Below are 15,033 nucleotides of genomic sequence, written 5' to 3'. Positions count from 1 at the left end.
CTTAGACTAAAAGAATACATAGTGAATGACATTTAATTAAAATCATTTCAGATAGATTTTATATTTTTAAAGATAAATATTCCTTGCATTACAAGAAGTATTAATAAGTAATATAAAGATAATTAATAAAAAATTTAATATTTATTTTAGATGATAATTAACACTATTTTTGAATGTTTTATAATATAATGTATTTTGTAATAACCAAGATATCTTCCACGATGTAGTATGTTTGTCATTAATTTTACCGTTGTGAGTAATGAATACACCTAAAGCTGTAATTAAAGTTTTATTATAAAACAATAAAGGAATACGGCTTCTTAACCATGGAGGTATATTTAATTCTTGCCAAATTTTTTTTAGTTTTCGACCATGATTTCTACCAAAAATATATAATAATCCATCTACATTGCCAAATGTAATTGATATTTTTTCATCGTATTTTGGAGATCTAACAAAACAATGTGTTAATACTTTTATAGATTTTTCAAAAAGATTAGGAAAATAATTTAAATTTAAATCTGCATTTAAATTTGAATGTAAAATATTTTCAGATGAATATTTATTCATGTCTAATGATTGATAAATTAACATTCCTAGATTATGTGGCAATAATATTTTATTGTGTGCTATTTCCCAAGGTATTTCAATTTTTTTTAAAGAAAATTTCATATTTAACGGTAAAATATACAATTTTTCGCGAAAACGACGACATAAGCATTTATCTAATTGCAGCATTGGAGCAGCATCTCTTCGACTTAACACTAATTCTTGCCAAATACGATTCATAAGTTGATAAGAAGGCATTTTCACAGAAAAATTAGCTAACCAATAACGTAATAAAGCATGTCTTTTTGCCGTACTATATTGAAATAATGGTTTGAAGAATAAAGAACAATCTGATGTATCAATTATTTTTTTTAAAAGTTCTGATAAAAATTCATTTAGTACATTTTCTTGATCTCTGCACAATTGAGCAGTACGTGTAACAACTTGATTAAAAAAAGGCCAACGTTGATATAATAACGGTAAAATTTTTATACGTAAAAAATTGCGATCAAAACGAATATCTGCATTTGTATCATCTTCAATCCAAGTTAATTTTTTTTGATGAGCATATACTTCTAACTGTTTACGAGAACAATGTAACAAAGGCCTTAATAATTTATATTTTTTGAAAAATAGCGTGTTTTCAGTCATACTGGCTAATCCAGATGGTCCACTTCCTCTTTTTAATGCAAGAAATAAACTTTCCACTTGATCGTCCATGTGATGAGCAGTCAAAAGTATTTCTTCTGAATTTAACTGATTACATAATGCTTGATAACGAAGATCTCGTGCTAATGCTTCTATATTACATTGTTTATTTTTTAGATTATTACAATTAATATAGATTGTATAAAAAGGTATGCTACGTATCTTGCATTGTTCAGCACAGTGATTAGCCCATATATCAGCATAATCATTAAGACCATGGTGTACATGAATTGCACGCACAATTAATGGTAGTGATGGTAAAAAATTATTAATACCTTTTTTTAAAATTGTTAATACATCTAAAAGTACTGTAGAATCTAATCCTCCACTGTAAGATAATAATAAATTGTTATATCCAGAAAGACAACGCGATACTTTATTGTATAAATCCCAATATTTTGATGATGTATCAATGGTAATCATGATATTTTCACTAATATAGATAATATAAACTTATGTTAAGTTAACAACTATATTCATATAATCAATATTAAAATTTATTTAATTTCTCTTAATAGAGAAATTTATCTATCTAATAAATTAATTATTTTAAAAAAATTAATATATATATATGTTGTGTAACATTAGCAATATCCGTAATGCATTAATCTATAATATCGTCGATTTAACAATTTTTTTTCTTCAAAAGAATCTAATTCAGTCAAATCTGATAATAACTGAGTTTTTAATGAAATAGACGTGGTTAAGATATCTCTATGAGCGCCTCCTAATGGTTCAGGAATCACACTATCAATCAATTTAAGATTTTTTAATCGATGAGCAGTAATACACATTGCTTCAGCAGCTACAGGTGCCTTTTTAACGTTTTTCCATAAAATTGATGCGCATCCCTCTGGGGATATCACAGAATATATGCTATGCTCCAACATATTAACTTTATCTCCAATACTAATGGCTAAAGCTCCTCCAGAACCACCTTCTCCGATTACAGTACAAATGATTGGTATTTTCAATATTGACATCATACGTAAATTTTCAGCAATTGCAGCAGATTGTCCACGTTCTTCAGCACCTATCCCTGGATAAGCTCCTGGAGTATCTATAAACGTAATAAGAGGCATTTTAAATCTCTCTGCCATTTTCATGAGGCGCAATGTCTTTCGATACCCCTCTGGAGCAGGCATACCAAAATTCCGTTTAATTTTTTCTTTAGTGTTTCGACCTTTTTGATGTCCAATAATCATAACTGGACGAGAATCTAATCTAGCTATTCCTCCGACAATCGCTTTATCATCAGCATACACTCGATCACCAGATAATTCATCGAAATCGTTAAAAATACGTTCTATATAGTCTAAAGTATGCGGTCGTTTAGGATGTCGTGCTAACTGAGCAATCTGCCAAGAATTTAAATTAGAAAAAATTTTTTTTATAAGATTAATCCTTTTTGAATGAAGATAATCAATTTCTTTACTAATGTTTTTTTCTAATTTTTTGTCTGGGTGTGTGATAGAAGTTAAAGAATGAATTTTTTCTTCTAAATCTAAAATAGGTTGTTCAAAATCAAGAAAATTTAGACCCATAACGTTCCTATTTATTTAATTAATTAATATAATTCTAATTCAATTTGTTTGTCCCCAATAAGATTACGTAGATTAACTAGCAACTGATTAGTTGGAGTGACATACCATTGCTTTCCACAATATAATTTTATTCGTATTCCATTTTTTTTATAATAAAAACATACTGGTAAAATTCCAAATTTATTTTTTTCTAAAAAACAACGAAGAGTATTTAATAACCTATTGTTTATTTGTTCATTATTTAACTCAATTGACAGACTACGCGCATATTTTTGGTGAATATCGTTTATATCTTTTAATTCTTGCACGATTAGTTTACAATGACCATTCCTTTTATCGAAATTCCTAAGTATTCCCGTAACAAGTAATAAGTTGTTTTCTTTTAAGCAATATTGATATTTATTAATAATTTTTTTAAATATTATTATCTCTAATTTACCAGAATAATCCTCTAAAACACAAAACATCATATGATTACCCTGTTTATTTAATTTTATCCGTATTGATATAAGTAAACCAAAGACATATATAGTATCATTATTTTGTTTCGAAATAATATCTTCGATGTTTATAACATTGGGTATATAATGTTTTATTGTTTTTATATATTGGATAGTAGGGTGATTAGTTAAATATAATCCAAGAGTTTCTTTTTCTTTTTCCAATAACATCTGATCAGACCATTGCGGTATAATTTGATTACTATCATATGATACAATAGTGGTATATTTTGAATGTATTCCGAACATATCTGTTTGTTTACTATATCTTCTTTTATTGTATTGATGAGCATGCTTTAGAGCGTCATCAAGCGATGATATTAATTCTGAACGATGTATTCCAAAAGAATCAAAGGCTCCTGCAAAAATTAACTTTTCAATCATACGATAATTTATTTTTGTATTATCAACTCGAACGCAGAAATCAAATAGTTCTTTAAAATTACCGTATTGGTTACGAGATGTTATTATAGCTTCTATGGAATTTTTTCCTATTCCTTTTATAGCCCCCATACCATAAACAATTTCTTTATTTTCATTAACGCAAAAACAATATTGACTAATATTAATATTTGGTGGTAATACTGTAAGTTTCATTTTTTGACACTCACCTATTAGATGTATCACTTTATTTAAATTATCCATATCGGAACTCAATGCTGCTGCCATAAATTCAGAAGGATAATGTGTTTTTAACCATAATGTTTGATAAGATATTAATGAATAAGCAGTAGAATGGGCTTTGTTAAAGCCATATCCGGCGAATTTTTCTACAAGATCAAAAATCTTCATTGATAACGTACTATCAATGCCATTTTTTGTAGCACCTAAATTAAAAAAATAACGTTGTTTAGCCATCTCTTTCGGCTTTTTTTTACCAATAGCACGTCTCAATATATCCGCATGACCAAGAGTATAACCTGCCAATATTTGCGCTATTTGCATTACTTGCTCTTGATACAAAATAATTCCATAAGTTGATTCTAATACTGGACGTAAAGATTCGTGTTGCCATGTACTGTCTGGATAAGAAATAATTTCATAACCATGCTTTCTGTTTATAAAATTATCTACCATGCCTGATTGCAATGGACCAGGACGAAATAACGCAATTAACGCTATCAAATCTTCAAAGCGGTCCGGTTTTAAACGTTTAATTAATTCTTGTATACCATGTGATTCTAATTGAAACACTGCAGTAGTTTTTGCAGATTGAAGCATGTAAAAACTTTTTTGATCGTTCAATGAAATTGAATATATATTGATAGCAGGAAGATCATGTTTAAAGCGCGTATTGTTAATTAGTTTTAATGCATGATTAATAATTGTTAAAGTACGTAAACCAAGAAAATCAAATTTTATTAAACCAATACGTTCTATATCATTTTTATCAAATTGAGTCATTGAACGAATGTTATCGTGATCATAATACAAGGGAGAAAAATCTGTAATTTTTGTAGGAGTAATAACTACTCCTCCTGCATGTTTACTCACATTTCTAACAATTCCTTCTAATTGACAAGACATATCTATCAATGTTCTAATGTCTTCATCGTTTTTATAAAGTAATTTAAGTTGCGGTTCAATAGAAAAAGCTTTTTTCAAAGTTATTCCTGGTTCTAGTGGAATTAATTTAGCGAGTCGATTAATAAATGTATAAGAATGGCCTAGTACACGTCCTACATCACGAATAACTGCTTTAGCAGTCATGGTTCCGAATGTAATAATTTGAGATACAGCATCTGGTCCGTAAATCTTTGAAACATGGTCTATTACTAAATCACGACATTCCATACAAAAATCAACATCTAAGTCAGGCATAGATATACGTTCTGGATTAAGAAATCTTTCAAATAACAAATCAAATTTTAATGGATCAATTTCTGTAATTTTTAAAACATAAGCCACTAGTGAACTAGCACCAGAACCTCTTCCAGGTCCTACCGGAATGTTATTACTTTTTGCCCATTTAATAAATTCCATGACGATCAAAAAGTAACCGGGAAAACCCATATCATTAATTACTTGTAATTCATGCTCTAATCGCAAATCATATGGTTTTCGTTTAACGAAACGTTCCTCTGTTTTTGGAAATAAAAAAGTTAAGCGTTCTTCTAACCCTCTTTTTGCATGTGTAATAAGAAAATCTTGAGTGGACATAGAACCAGTAGGAAATTTTGGTAAAAAAGATCCTCCTACATCAATAGTAACATTACATCTATAAGCAATTTCTATACTATTTGTTAAAGATTCTGGTATATCATTAAATAAAGCGCACATTTCTTGTTCACTTTTCATAAATTGTTGCGCACTATATTTACAAAATTTTTTAGTATTATTTAACGTAGTCCCATCGTGAATAGCTACACGAATATTATGTGCTAAAAAATCCTGTTCATTCATAAATCGCACATCGTTGGTAGCTACTACCGGTAATCCTTTAATTACTGATAATTCTATTGCTAATTGTATATAATATTCTTCGTGTTGACGACCAGTGCGTATCAATTCTAAATAGTATCTATCTGGAAAATATTTTCCATAAAAATATAAACATCGTTCTATTTTTGATTTTTCATTTCTTAACAAATGTTTACCAATATCTCCATTGCGTCCACCAGAGAGTATAATTAAACCTTTATTATGTTCTATCAACCAATGACGTTGAATTGTAGGAATAGTAGTATTGTTATATTTATTTTTATATGCTTTTGAAATGAGCATAATTAAATTATAATAACCCTGTTTATCGGAAGCTAAGCAAGTTAATGAACTGAATTCATGATTGATAATGATGTCTTTATCTTGTATTAAAAAGTCAACACCAATAATTGGTTTGATGCCCGATTGACGGGCGTAATCATAAAATTTAATTAATCCAAATAGGTTATTAAAATCAGTAAGAGCTAGAGCAGGCATTTTAAGAGATACTGCTTTTTCAATCAATTTATTTATCGTGGCTAATCCATCAATCATAGAATAGTCGCTATGTACATGTAAATGAACAAAACGTGGTTCTATCATAGTTAAACAATCATTATAATTTATGTATATATATTATGTTTAATTACACCAAGTACAAATTTAATTACTAACTTAATTACTAACATACTAAGTTATATTTTTTATTGGCATGAAACTTTTTCGATGACACGGTATAGGGCCATATAATGTTAGTTGTTTTAAATGAAAAGTGGTTGGATATCCTTTATTTTGAGCGAATCCATATTGTGGATACTGCTTATCTAATATAATCATGTCTTTATCACGAGTAACTTTAGCGATAATAGAAGCCGCGCTTATACTTGGTATCAACGCATCTCCTTTATTAAAACATTGATAAGGTATTTTTTTAAACGCCGGAGAACGATTTCCATCTACTAAAATCAAATCTGGTTTCATAGACAAATTATGTATTGCACGTGTCATTGCCAGCAAGCGAGCTTGTAAAACATTAAAATAATCAATTTCTGCGGCATCAGCACATCCAATACTCCAGGCTAATGCATATTGTATAATATTTTTATATAAATTAATTCGCTTATTTTTATTTAGTACTTTAGAATCGGCTAATCCAAAAATTGGTCTTATTGGGTTTAATATAACTGCTGCAGCTACTACTGATCCAACCAATGCTCCACATCCTGCTTCATCCACACCTGCGATTAGTTGTATTTTTTTTGACAAATAGCATTTTTGATACTTCATTAATTTTTTCTTCCATAAAAATACATTATTTATTATTATTTAATTAATTTCAAAATAGCGTGAGCTGCTTGTTCATCTGCGTTGCATCTGATACTGTAATGTAGTTGTCTAAATTTTTTTTGTAATGCCATACGTTGGGTATCATTATAATTTAACAAATTAATTAATGTTTGGGCTAAATTTTCAGGACAACAGTCTTTTTGAATAAATTCTTTCACCAATTCATAGTTTGCTAATAAATTAGGTAATGATATCCAAGAAACGTTTATTAAGTACTTCAACAATATATATGTCAAAGGATTCATACGGTAAGCTACAACCATTGGACATTTTGCTAACATGCACTCTAAAGTTGCCGTACCAGCAGTCATCAAAGCAACATCTGCAGCTATCATTATCTCCCATGTTTTTTGATGATTTAATATACGATATTGTACCGATGTTGATGCTATATTAAGAAATTGTTTGACAGATGTACGATTGGTTAATGGTATTAAAATTTCAAGATTAGGAAAACGATTTTTTAATAATTCAGCACATGTTAAAAAATCACGAGTTAACATTTTAATTTCTCTTATTCGACTGCCTGGTAGTAATGCCAAACAATATGCGTCACGAGAAATACCTAATTTTTGACGAGCAGAGATTTTATCTGGATAAAGTGGTATTTGATCAGCTAATGAATGCCCAATAAATTGACATGGTATATTAAAATGATCGTATATTTTCTTTTCGAATGGCAAAAGAACTAAAATATTATCGGTAGCTTTTTTAAGTTTGAAAATTCGTTTTTTTCTCCATGCCCACACTGATGGACTAACATAATGAATAGTGCGAATTCCATGTTTTTTTAAACGATTTTCTAATGTAATATTAAAATCTGGAGAGTCAATACCAACAAAAACATCAGGTTTTAAGTTAAAAAATTTATGAGTCAAATTTTTACGAATGTATAATAATCGTGGTAACTTCATGACTATTTCAACAATACCCATAACTGATAACTCTTCTATATCATACCAAGACTCCATATTTTCAGATAACATATAAGGACCACCAATCCCGTAAAAACATACTTTTTTTAAATATTTTTTTAATGTTCGAATTAATCTTGCTCCCAAAATATCTCCAGAAACTTCTCCTGCTACTATACCTATAATAATGGTTCGATGATGTTGTATAGACATATTCAACGAATAATTCCTCTTTGAGAACGTGTTAAAAAATCTACAAATTCATTAATAATTGGATGTTCCATTGCTAATATTTTTAATGCCATCTTAGCACCTTCAACAGTGTTATTACTACGATATAATATTTTATAAGCATTTCGAATAGCATGTACAGCGGTTCGACTAAACCCTCGTCTTTTTAAGCCTTCAATGTTTAATCCAAAAGGTGTAGCATGATTTCCTTGAGCTATTATAAACGGTGGAATATCTTGTACTACCCCAGAACAACCTCCAATCATAACATGTGATCCAATAAGACAAAATTGATGAACTGCAGTCATTCCTCCAATAATAGTATGATCATCTACTTTTACATGTCCACCCAATGTGACATTATTAGCCATAACACAATGATCTCCTATTATACAATCATGAGCAATATGTACGTTAATCATAAATAAATTACTATTCCCTATTTTGGTAACTTGTTTTCCTTGTATAGTGCCACGATGAATAGTAACGCTTTCTCTAATTTGATTAGAATCTCCAATTTCTATACGAGTAGGTTCTTTTGCGTATTTTAGATCTTGATTTACCTCACCAAGGGAAGCAAATTGATAAATTTGATTATCTTTACCGATTTGAGTAATACCGTTAATCACAATATGAGATTTTAATAAAGTTCGCGCTCCTATTTCAACTTGCGCTCCAATAAAACAAAATGGACCAATATATACATCATTATGAATAATAGCTCCTTTTTCTATTACAGAGCTAGGATGTATAATGGCAGATTGATCAATCATCAGTTTAAATGTCCTTTCTACGAGCACACATCATTGATGCTTCACAAGCCATTTCTTTATCTACTGTAGCAACTCCTTTAAAACGGGCAATACCTCTTCTTTCTTTAATAAATTCAACGTTAAGTATCATTTGATCCCCAGGTTGTACTGGGCGCTTAAACCGAGCTGAATCGATAGCGGCAAAATAATATAATTCTCCTGGTGCTAATTTACCTGTACTCTTAAAAGCTAAAATTCCTGTAGCTTGAGCCATAGCTTCTAAAATTAGTACTCCAGGAAAGATAGGTTTTCCGGGAAAATGACCTTGAAAAAATGGTTCATTAAAAGAGACATTTTTTACTGCTCTTAAAAATTTTCCTTTCTCAAAATTTAATACGCGATCAACTAATAAAAATGGAAATCGATGTGGCAAAAGATCTAAAACTTCCTCAATATGTAAAATACAAGTATCAGTAATCAATATTTTATTCCCGTTTAAAACGAAAGTCATGCTAACAGAATAGATCCTGTTTATCCTAACAAAATAAAAACTAAATTACCCCGCTACTATCTCAAAAAAAATTTTATTATAGACACAATAATTTTTTTAATTTTTGCTCTATATTTTTCATACGTTTATTTATACTACTAATCCGCATAATTAATGCCGCAGTTTTCCACCATACTGTATTTGATTGAACAGGAATGCCTGATGAATAAACACCGGGTTGGGTTATTGATTTTATGACCATACCCATTCCCGTCACTGTAACTCTATCACAAATATTTATATGACCATTAATCACACTGGCCCCACCTATCATACAATATTGTCCTATAGTTAAACTGCCAGCCATAATAACACCACCAGCTATTGCTGTGTGCGCCCCAATTACAACATTATGTGCAACTTGGCACTGATTATCAATAATTACTCCATTTTCAATTTTAGTATCATCCAACGTTCCACGGTCAATGGTAGTACAGGATCCTATTTCTACATTATTTCCAATTTTCACTTTACCTAAATGAGGTATTTTAATCCAAACATCATGATCATTAATATATCCAAATCCATCAGAACCAATTATCGCTCCAGACTGGATTAAACAACACTCGCCAATTTCTACTTCATGATGTATAGTAACATTAGCCCACAAACGTGTACCTGTTCCTATTTTTGATTTTTTTCCTATAAAACTACCTGGTCCAATGATGACATCATCGCCTAATATTACTCCGGATTCTATAACTACATTAGCCCCAATTCCTATTCTTTTGCCTAATATTGCATCTGGAGCTATTACAGCTTCAGATGCAATATTTTTTTCTGGTTGAGGAGTAGCATCCATTAATTGTGCTACTTTAATATATGCAAGATACGGATCTTTCACTACCAATGCAGCTACTCTACAGAAAATTAAATGATTTTTAGATAATATTACTGCTGAAGCTCGACAAGAACTTAGTTGAGCTAAAAAACGTTGATCTTTTAAAAAAGTAATATGACCCGATTGAGCATTATGTATAGAAGCAACACCAGTAATGATAGTATTTTTGTCTCCATATAACTGAGCATCTAACTGTTGTGCTAAATCAGCTAGTCGCATTGCAATCATAATTTACCCAATTTGCTTCATTACAAAATTGGTAATATCTGCAACATGAGCGCCACAATATACTACAGCATTAGTATCAATTACTATGTCGTAATTTTCTTTTTTTGCAATACTTTCAACTATATTCTGTATTATATTGAGAATCTTATCTCTTTCCTCTGTTTGGCGTAAATGATTATCTTGTTGGAATTCTTTAGCCTTATTAGAAAAAATTTCACGTTGATTTATTAACGATTTTTCTAATTCATTACGTTCTGTTGTTTTCATAGTAACACCATCTCGTTGTAATACCTGTATTTTCATTTGTAAATCATGTTCCATTCTTTCTAATTCAGCAGCGCGATCTTTGAATTCATATTCAAGTTGCTTAATTACTTTGGCACGTTGTGAAGATTGTTGAAAAACATTAGAAATATTGACTACCGCTATTTTATCTGCAGCACCAATAGAATTGATTTGTGTTGTCCAAATAATTATACTTAATATATATGCCCATTTTTTCACTGTAAACCTCTTGGCTCATTAAAATGTAAATTCTTTTTTATTATATTTTTATATATATTTTGCTATTCGTGTATTACATATTCAAATTTACCATATTTTTCCAATACTGAATTGAAATGGCTCTTCTATATCTCCTGTATATTTTTTTATTAATTTTGAATAAGAAAAAATTATTGGTCCAATTGGAGACATCCACTTTAACGCTACTCCTCCAGACACACGAATATTATTTGGGATACTATAATCTGCAATACCTGCTGTTCGCGTTGCTTCTGTATTTTTCCAAAAAGTATCCCATATAGTTCCTGTATCTAAAAAAAGAGAAATGCGTGCAACATCAGAGTATTCTGTATTTAAATATGCAATAGGAACAATTAATTCAGTTTTGAACAGAGCCATTGCATTTCCACCAATCACATCCTGAGATTGTTCTATGGGACATGCGATACAATTTGTCTCAAAACAACAATCACAATTGTAATAAACGGCCTTTGGACCTATACTATTTGATCTAAATCCACGTATTGTTTCAATACCACCGGCATAAAAGTTATCATAAAAAGGACTCTCTTTTTTATGTATGCTTCCAGCATAACCAACATGTATAGAACTCATTAATATCCAATTGTCATGTCGATCTAAAGGTATATAATTGTTACTATCAATTAATACTTTATAGTATTTATTATAAGATCCTGGTAATGCTAACGTACTTGATATATTAGTTCGAGACCCAATCGTAGGAAAATAGGCATGATTAGAATTATTAAATGTCCAACTTGAGATGATCAGAAAATCATTTGTATGAAAATTAATATAATTTTTACAAGAGTTATTATTCATTAATAACTGCGAATAAATACCTATAGATTTTAAATAACGCAATATCGCTATTTGAGGGACGATGTTATTTAGATGATTAGATATATAATTTAATCCTACATTGAATCTATTGTATTCAACAAGTGGGTATGAACAATTGATATTAACACCATAATCTTTTAGACTATAACTTGACAAACTTGTATTATTAGTATTTAAATCATTATAGAATAATTTTCCACCTACGTTAATATTATTGATATTACAATAAGTTTTCAAAGCTGATATCTCAGCATAAGTCTGATAATAATTATTAGCACCTGAAATAGATACAGAATTCCCCGAACCTAAAATATTATCTTGATACATTCCGAACTGTACGTTTATCCCGCTTTCTGTTCCTACTCCCATACTTAAATTTAAATTACCAGTATTACGTTCTTCCACTTTATAAATAACATCCACTTGATTTAATGTATCTGGAACGTGTTTAATATGAGTATTTATACTTTTGAAGTAACTAAGGCGTTTTAATCGTTCTTGATCTTTCATGACACAAATATAATTTAATTGTGTTCGTTCTATTTGATTAACTTCTCTTCGCATTACTTCATCTTTAGTGATATTATTACCTTCAAAACGTATTTCACGTACGTAAAAATGATGCCCTGTGTCAACATATATATGTAACTTGACTGTTTTATTTTGTTCATTAATATCAGGTTCAATCGATATTATAGGTTTAATATAACCATTTTCGCTTAACATACATCGTATGTTATATTCTACCTCTTGAATTTTATTATTGCTATATAATTCTCCAGGAGAAATCTGGATATATTCTTTAATATTAGGAAAATAATTTAGTACGTTTCCGTGTAATATTAAGGAATCAAATACATATTGCATGCCTTCAGTAATGTATAAAGAAAGATCAACATTTTTTTTATCTCGCGTTAAATCAATTTGTGTTTCATTTACATGAAACTTTATGTAACCATGATTGAAATAAAAATTACGTAATACATCTAAATCATGAAATAATTTTTGTTTTTGATATTGTTTGTTAGATAGTATATTCCACCATTTATTTTTTTTATATAATTTGAATTGTGATAATAATGTTTTTTCAGGAAACACACTATTACCAAAAATATTGATTTGTCGCATTTTAGCTGTCTTACCTTCAGTAAATATTATCTGCAAATTAACACGGTTCCTAGATAAAGGTTTAACTACTATTTTAATAGTATTAGTGAATTTACCAAAATCATGATATAAGTTCTCCAATTCTTGTTTTGCTTCAAAAATAGAGCATTCATTAAATATTTCACCCGATTGTATTTTTTTTACACTTAATATTTTTTTTATTACATCTTCTTTAATTATTTTATTTCCACGAAAGCTAATACTATCAATTACTGGGCGTTCTTTTACCGATATTATAATAATCCCTGTTTCATCACTAGATATGGTAACTTCTGAAAAATATCCTGTATCAAATAATACTTTAATGTTATTAGCGATACCTTCATCATCAACAATAGTTCCAGCTTGTAAAGATAGCCTAGATAACACTGTATCTAAAGAAATTCTTTTTAATCCGTTGAAAAAAATTTTATTTACTACAGTATCAGCACTGTATGTTATGCTACTAACTGTCAATAATAATAATGACATAAATATTTTTTTCATCATATAATTATTATCTTAACTTTTTTTAAGATTTAAATGCATTGATGATACCACAATCTAGATATGTCATTAAAAAGAGCTAAACACATAATCAACATGAGTATTATAGATCCTATAATATAACCAAAGTTTTGTATTGTTTTAGATATTGATTTACCTTTTATTTTTTCTATTATTAAAAAAAGAAGATGCCCTCCATCTAATGCTGGGAGAGGTAATAAATTAATAATTCCCAAATTAATACTGATTAAAGATAAAAACATAAGATAATAGATTACTCCAGATTGAGCTGATCTTCCTGCTCCTTGTGCTATCGAAATTGGCCCACCGAGATTACTTATTTTAATATTCCCAGTAACTAATTTGAATAATGTATTAGTTGTTAAGTATATCAATTTCCAAGTTTTTTCACATGCTTTTAGGATCGATACAATTAATCCGTATTGAGTAACTGTATGATATTCTGACGGAACAATTATAGTCTTTGGTACAATACCTATCAGGTCTTCTACTTGATCAAAATAATGTATCAAGTTTTTTTTATTTAATATTAAATTTAAGTTAAATATTTTATTATTTCGTTCTACAGTAATTTTAAATTTTTTTTCTGAATTATTTTTAATAAATATAATAAATGCTTCCCAATTATATATTGGATGTTCGTTAATATACAGAATTTTATCTCCGATTTGTAATCCAGCTCGTTGAGCAGCGGAATCAGGTTTGATTTCTGATAATATTGGTACTATATGTGTATTAAAAGGAATAATTCCTAATGAAGTTATAGGATCTTTAGTATTAGTAAAATTATTAAACCAGTCATTAGGTAAATGAATAATATAGGTTTGATTAGTACACGCGCTATTCATTGATCCTGTAGAAATAGTAATTTCTTTTTTACCTATACTATTAAAAATTTCTAAACATATTGCATCCCAATCATAAACCTTAATATGATTAATTGATTTAATTTCTACTCCAGATGGTATATTTGATTGAGCAATAATAGAATTAGGTATAACAGAATGGATAATTGGTTTGTGGATAGGAACGCCTATCATAAAAACTATGGTATACGATAAAACAGAAAAAATAAAATTAAAAATAGGCCCAGAGATTACAATAATACTTTTTTCCCAACTACGCTTATAGTTAAATGCATTATTATATTCTTTATTACAAGATGTCATTGTTTTTTGTGTATGACATAATTTAACATATCCACCGAAAAGAATAGCGGAAATCACATATTCAGTATTATTTGAATCTTGCCATTTCCACAAAACAGGACCAAATCCTATAGAAAAACGTTCTACTTTTACTTTAAAAAAACGCGCTGCCAAAAAATGACCATACTCATGCACTGTAATTAATATCCCCAATGCAAAAATAAATGCAATTAAGTTCCAGATAAAATGCAATAACAT

General features: G+C 29.2%; 11 protein-coding genes. All 11 read right to left on the bottom strand.

The window, feature by feature from the left end; genetic code table 11:
• Positions 1-141: 141 nt before the first annotated feature.
• The 11 genes from tilS to rseP all read right to left on the bottom strand — a co-directional run bounded on the left by tilS (position 142) and on the right by rseP (position 15,033).
• Positions 142-1,680 (bottom strand): tRNA lysidine(34) synthetase TilS, encoded by a 1,539-nt coding sequence (gene tilS / locus Bsayi582_RS01475; protein WP_500816036.1) that lies wholly within the window; start codon positions 1,678-1,680, stop codon positions 142-144.
• Between the two features lie 161 nt (positions 1,681-1,841).
• Positions 1,842-2,801, bottom strand: a complete 960-nt coding sequence (gene accA, locus Bsayi582_RS01470) for an acetyl-CoA carboxylase carboxyl transferase subunit alpha (protein ID WP_500816035.1) — start codon at positions 2,799-2,801, stop codon at positions 1,842-1,844.
• Positions 2,802-2,824: 23 nt separating this feature from the next.
• Positions 2,825-6,325, bottom strand: a complete 3,501-nt coding sequence (gene dnaE, locus Bsayi582_RS01465; RefSeq protein ID WP_500816034.1) for a DNA polymerase III subunit alpha — start codon at positions 6,323-6,325, stop codon at positions 2,825-2,827.
• 87 nt (positions 6,326-6,412) lie between these two features.
• Positions 6,413-7,009, bottom strand: a complete 597-nt coding sequence (rnhB, locus tag Bsayi582_RS01460) for a ribonuclease HII (protein ID WP_500816033.1) — start codon at positions 7,007-7,009, stop codon at positions 6,413-6,415.
• Positions 7,010-7,044: 35 nt separating this feature from the next.
• Positions 7,045-8,196, bottom strand: coding sequence for a lipid-A-disaccharide synthase (lpxB, locus tag Bsayi582_RS01455; protein ID WP_500816032.1), 1,152 nt, complete (start codon positions 8,194-8,196; stop codon positions 7,045-7,047).
• A 2-nt stretch (positions 8,197-8,198) separates the two neighbouring features.
• Complete coding sequence (gene lpxA / locus Bsayi582_RS01450) at positions 8,199-8,987, bottom strand: acyl-ACP--UDP-N-acetylglucosamine O-acyltransferase (RefSeq protein WP_500816031.1); 789 nt, start codon at positions 8,985-8,987, stop codon at positions 8,199-8,201.
• Between the two features lie 4 nt (positions 8,988-8,991).
• Positions 8,992-9,477 (bottom strand): 3-hydroxyacyl-ACP dehydratase FabZ, encoded by a 486-nt coding sequence (fabZ, locus tag Bsayi582_RS01445; protein WP_500816030.1) that lies wholly within the window; start codon positions 9,475-9,477, stop codon positions 8,992-8,994.
• Between the two features lie 76 nt (positions 9,478-9,553).
• Positions 9,554-10,585, bottom strand: coding sequence for a UDP-3-O-(3-hydroxymyristoyl)glucosamine N-acyltransferase (gene lpxD, locus Bsayi582_RS01440; RefSeq protein WP_500816029.1), 1,032 nt, complete (start codon positions 10,583-10,585; stop codon positions 9,554-9,556).
• A 3-nt stretch (positions 10,586-10,588) separates the two neighbouring features.
• Positions 10,589-11,089: an OmpH family outer membrane protein gene (locus Bsayi582_RS01435; protein ID WP_500816028.1), complete on the bottom strand. Its 501-nt coding sequence runs from the start codon at positions 11,087-11,089 to the stop codon at positions 10,589-10,591.
• A gap of 87 nt (positions 11,090-11,176) precedes the next feature.
• Positions 11,177-13,591 (bottom strand): outer membrane protein assembly factor BamA, encoded by a 2,415-nt coding sequence (gene bamA, locus Bsayi582_RS01430; protein ID WP_500816027.1) that lies wholly within the window; start codon positions 13,589-13,591, stop codon positions 11,177-11,179.
• A gap of 47 nt (positions 13,592-13,638) precedes the next feature.
• On the bottom strand, positions 13,639-15,033 hold the full coding sequence (gene rseP, locus Bsayi582_RS01425) for a sigma E protease regulator RseP (protein ID WP_500816026.1): 1,395 nt from the start codon (positions 15,031-15,033) through the stop codon (positions 13,639-13,641).

The sequence above is a fragment of the Candidatus Blochmannia sayi (nom. nud.) genome (assembly GCF_059935855.1).
Note: the sequence above shows the minus strand (reverse complement) of the source record. Positions and strands in the feature narration are given on the sequence as shown.

Coding starts and splice junctions, on each gene's coding strand:
- lpxD (WP_500816029.1), bottom strand. CDS start 10,585: ATGATTGCAATGCGACTAGCTGATTTAGCACAACAGTTAGATGCTCAG.
- rnhB (WP_500816033.1), bottom strand. CDS start 7,009: ATGAAGTATCAAAAATGCTATTTGTCAAAAAAAATACAACTAATCGCA.
- lpxB (WP_500816032.1), bottom strand. CDS start 8,196: ATGTCTATACAACATCATCGAACCATTATTATAGGTATAGTAGCAGGA.
- bamA (WP_500816027.1), bottom strand. CDS start 13,591: ATGTCATTATTATTATTGACAGTTAGTAGCATAACATACAGTGCTGAT.
- lpxA (WP_500816031.1), bottom strand. CDS start 8,987: ATGATTGATCAATCTGCCATTATACATCCTAGCTCTGTAATAGAAAAA.
- tilS (WP_500816036.1), bottom strand. CDS start 1,680: ATGATTACCATTGATACATCATCAAAATATTGGGATTTATACAATAAA.
- accA (WP_500816035.1), bottom strand. CDS start 2,801: ATGGGTCTAAATTTTCTTGATTTTGAACAACCTATTTTAGATTTAGAA.
- fabZ (WP_500816030.1), bottom strand. CDS start 9,477: ATGACTTTCGTTTTAAACGGGAATAAAATATTGATTACTGATACTTGT.
- rseP (WP_500816026.1), bottom strand. CDS start 15,033: ATGTTATTGCATTTTATCTGGAACTTAATTGCATTTATTTTTGCATTG.
- dnaE (WP_500816034.1), bottom strand. CDS start 6,325: ATGATAGAACCACGTTTTGTTCATTTACATGTACATAGCGACTATTCT.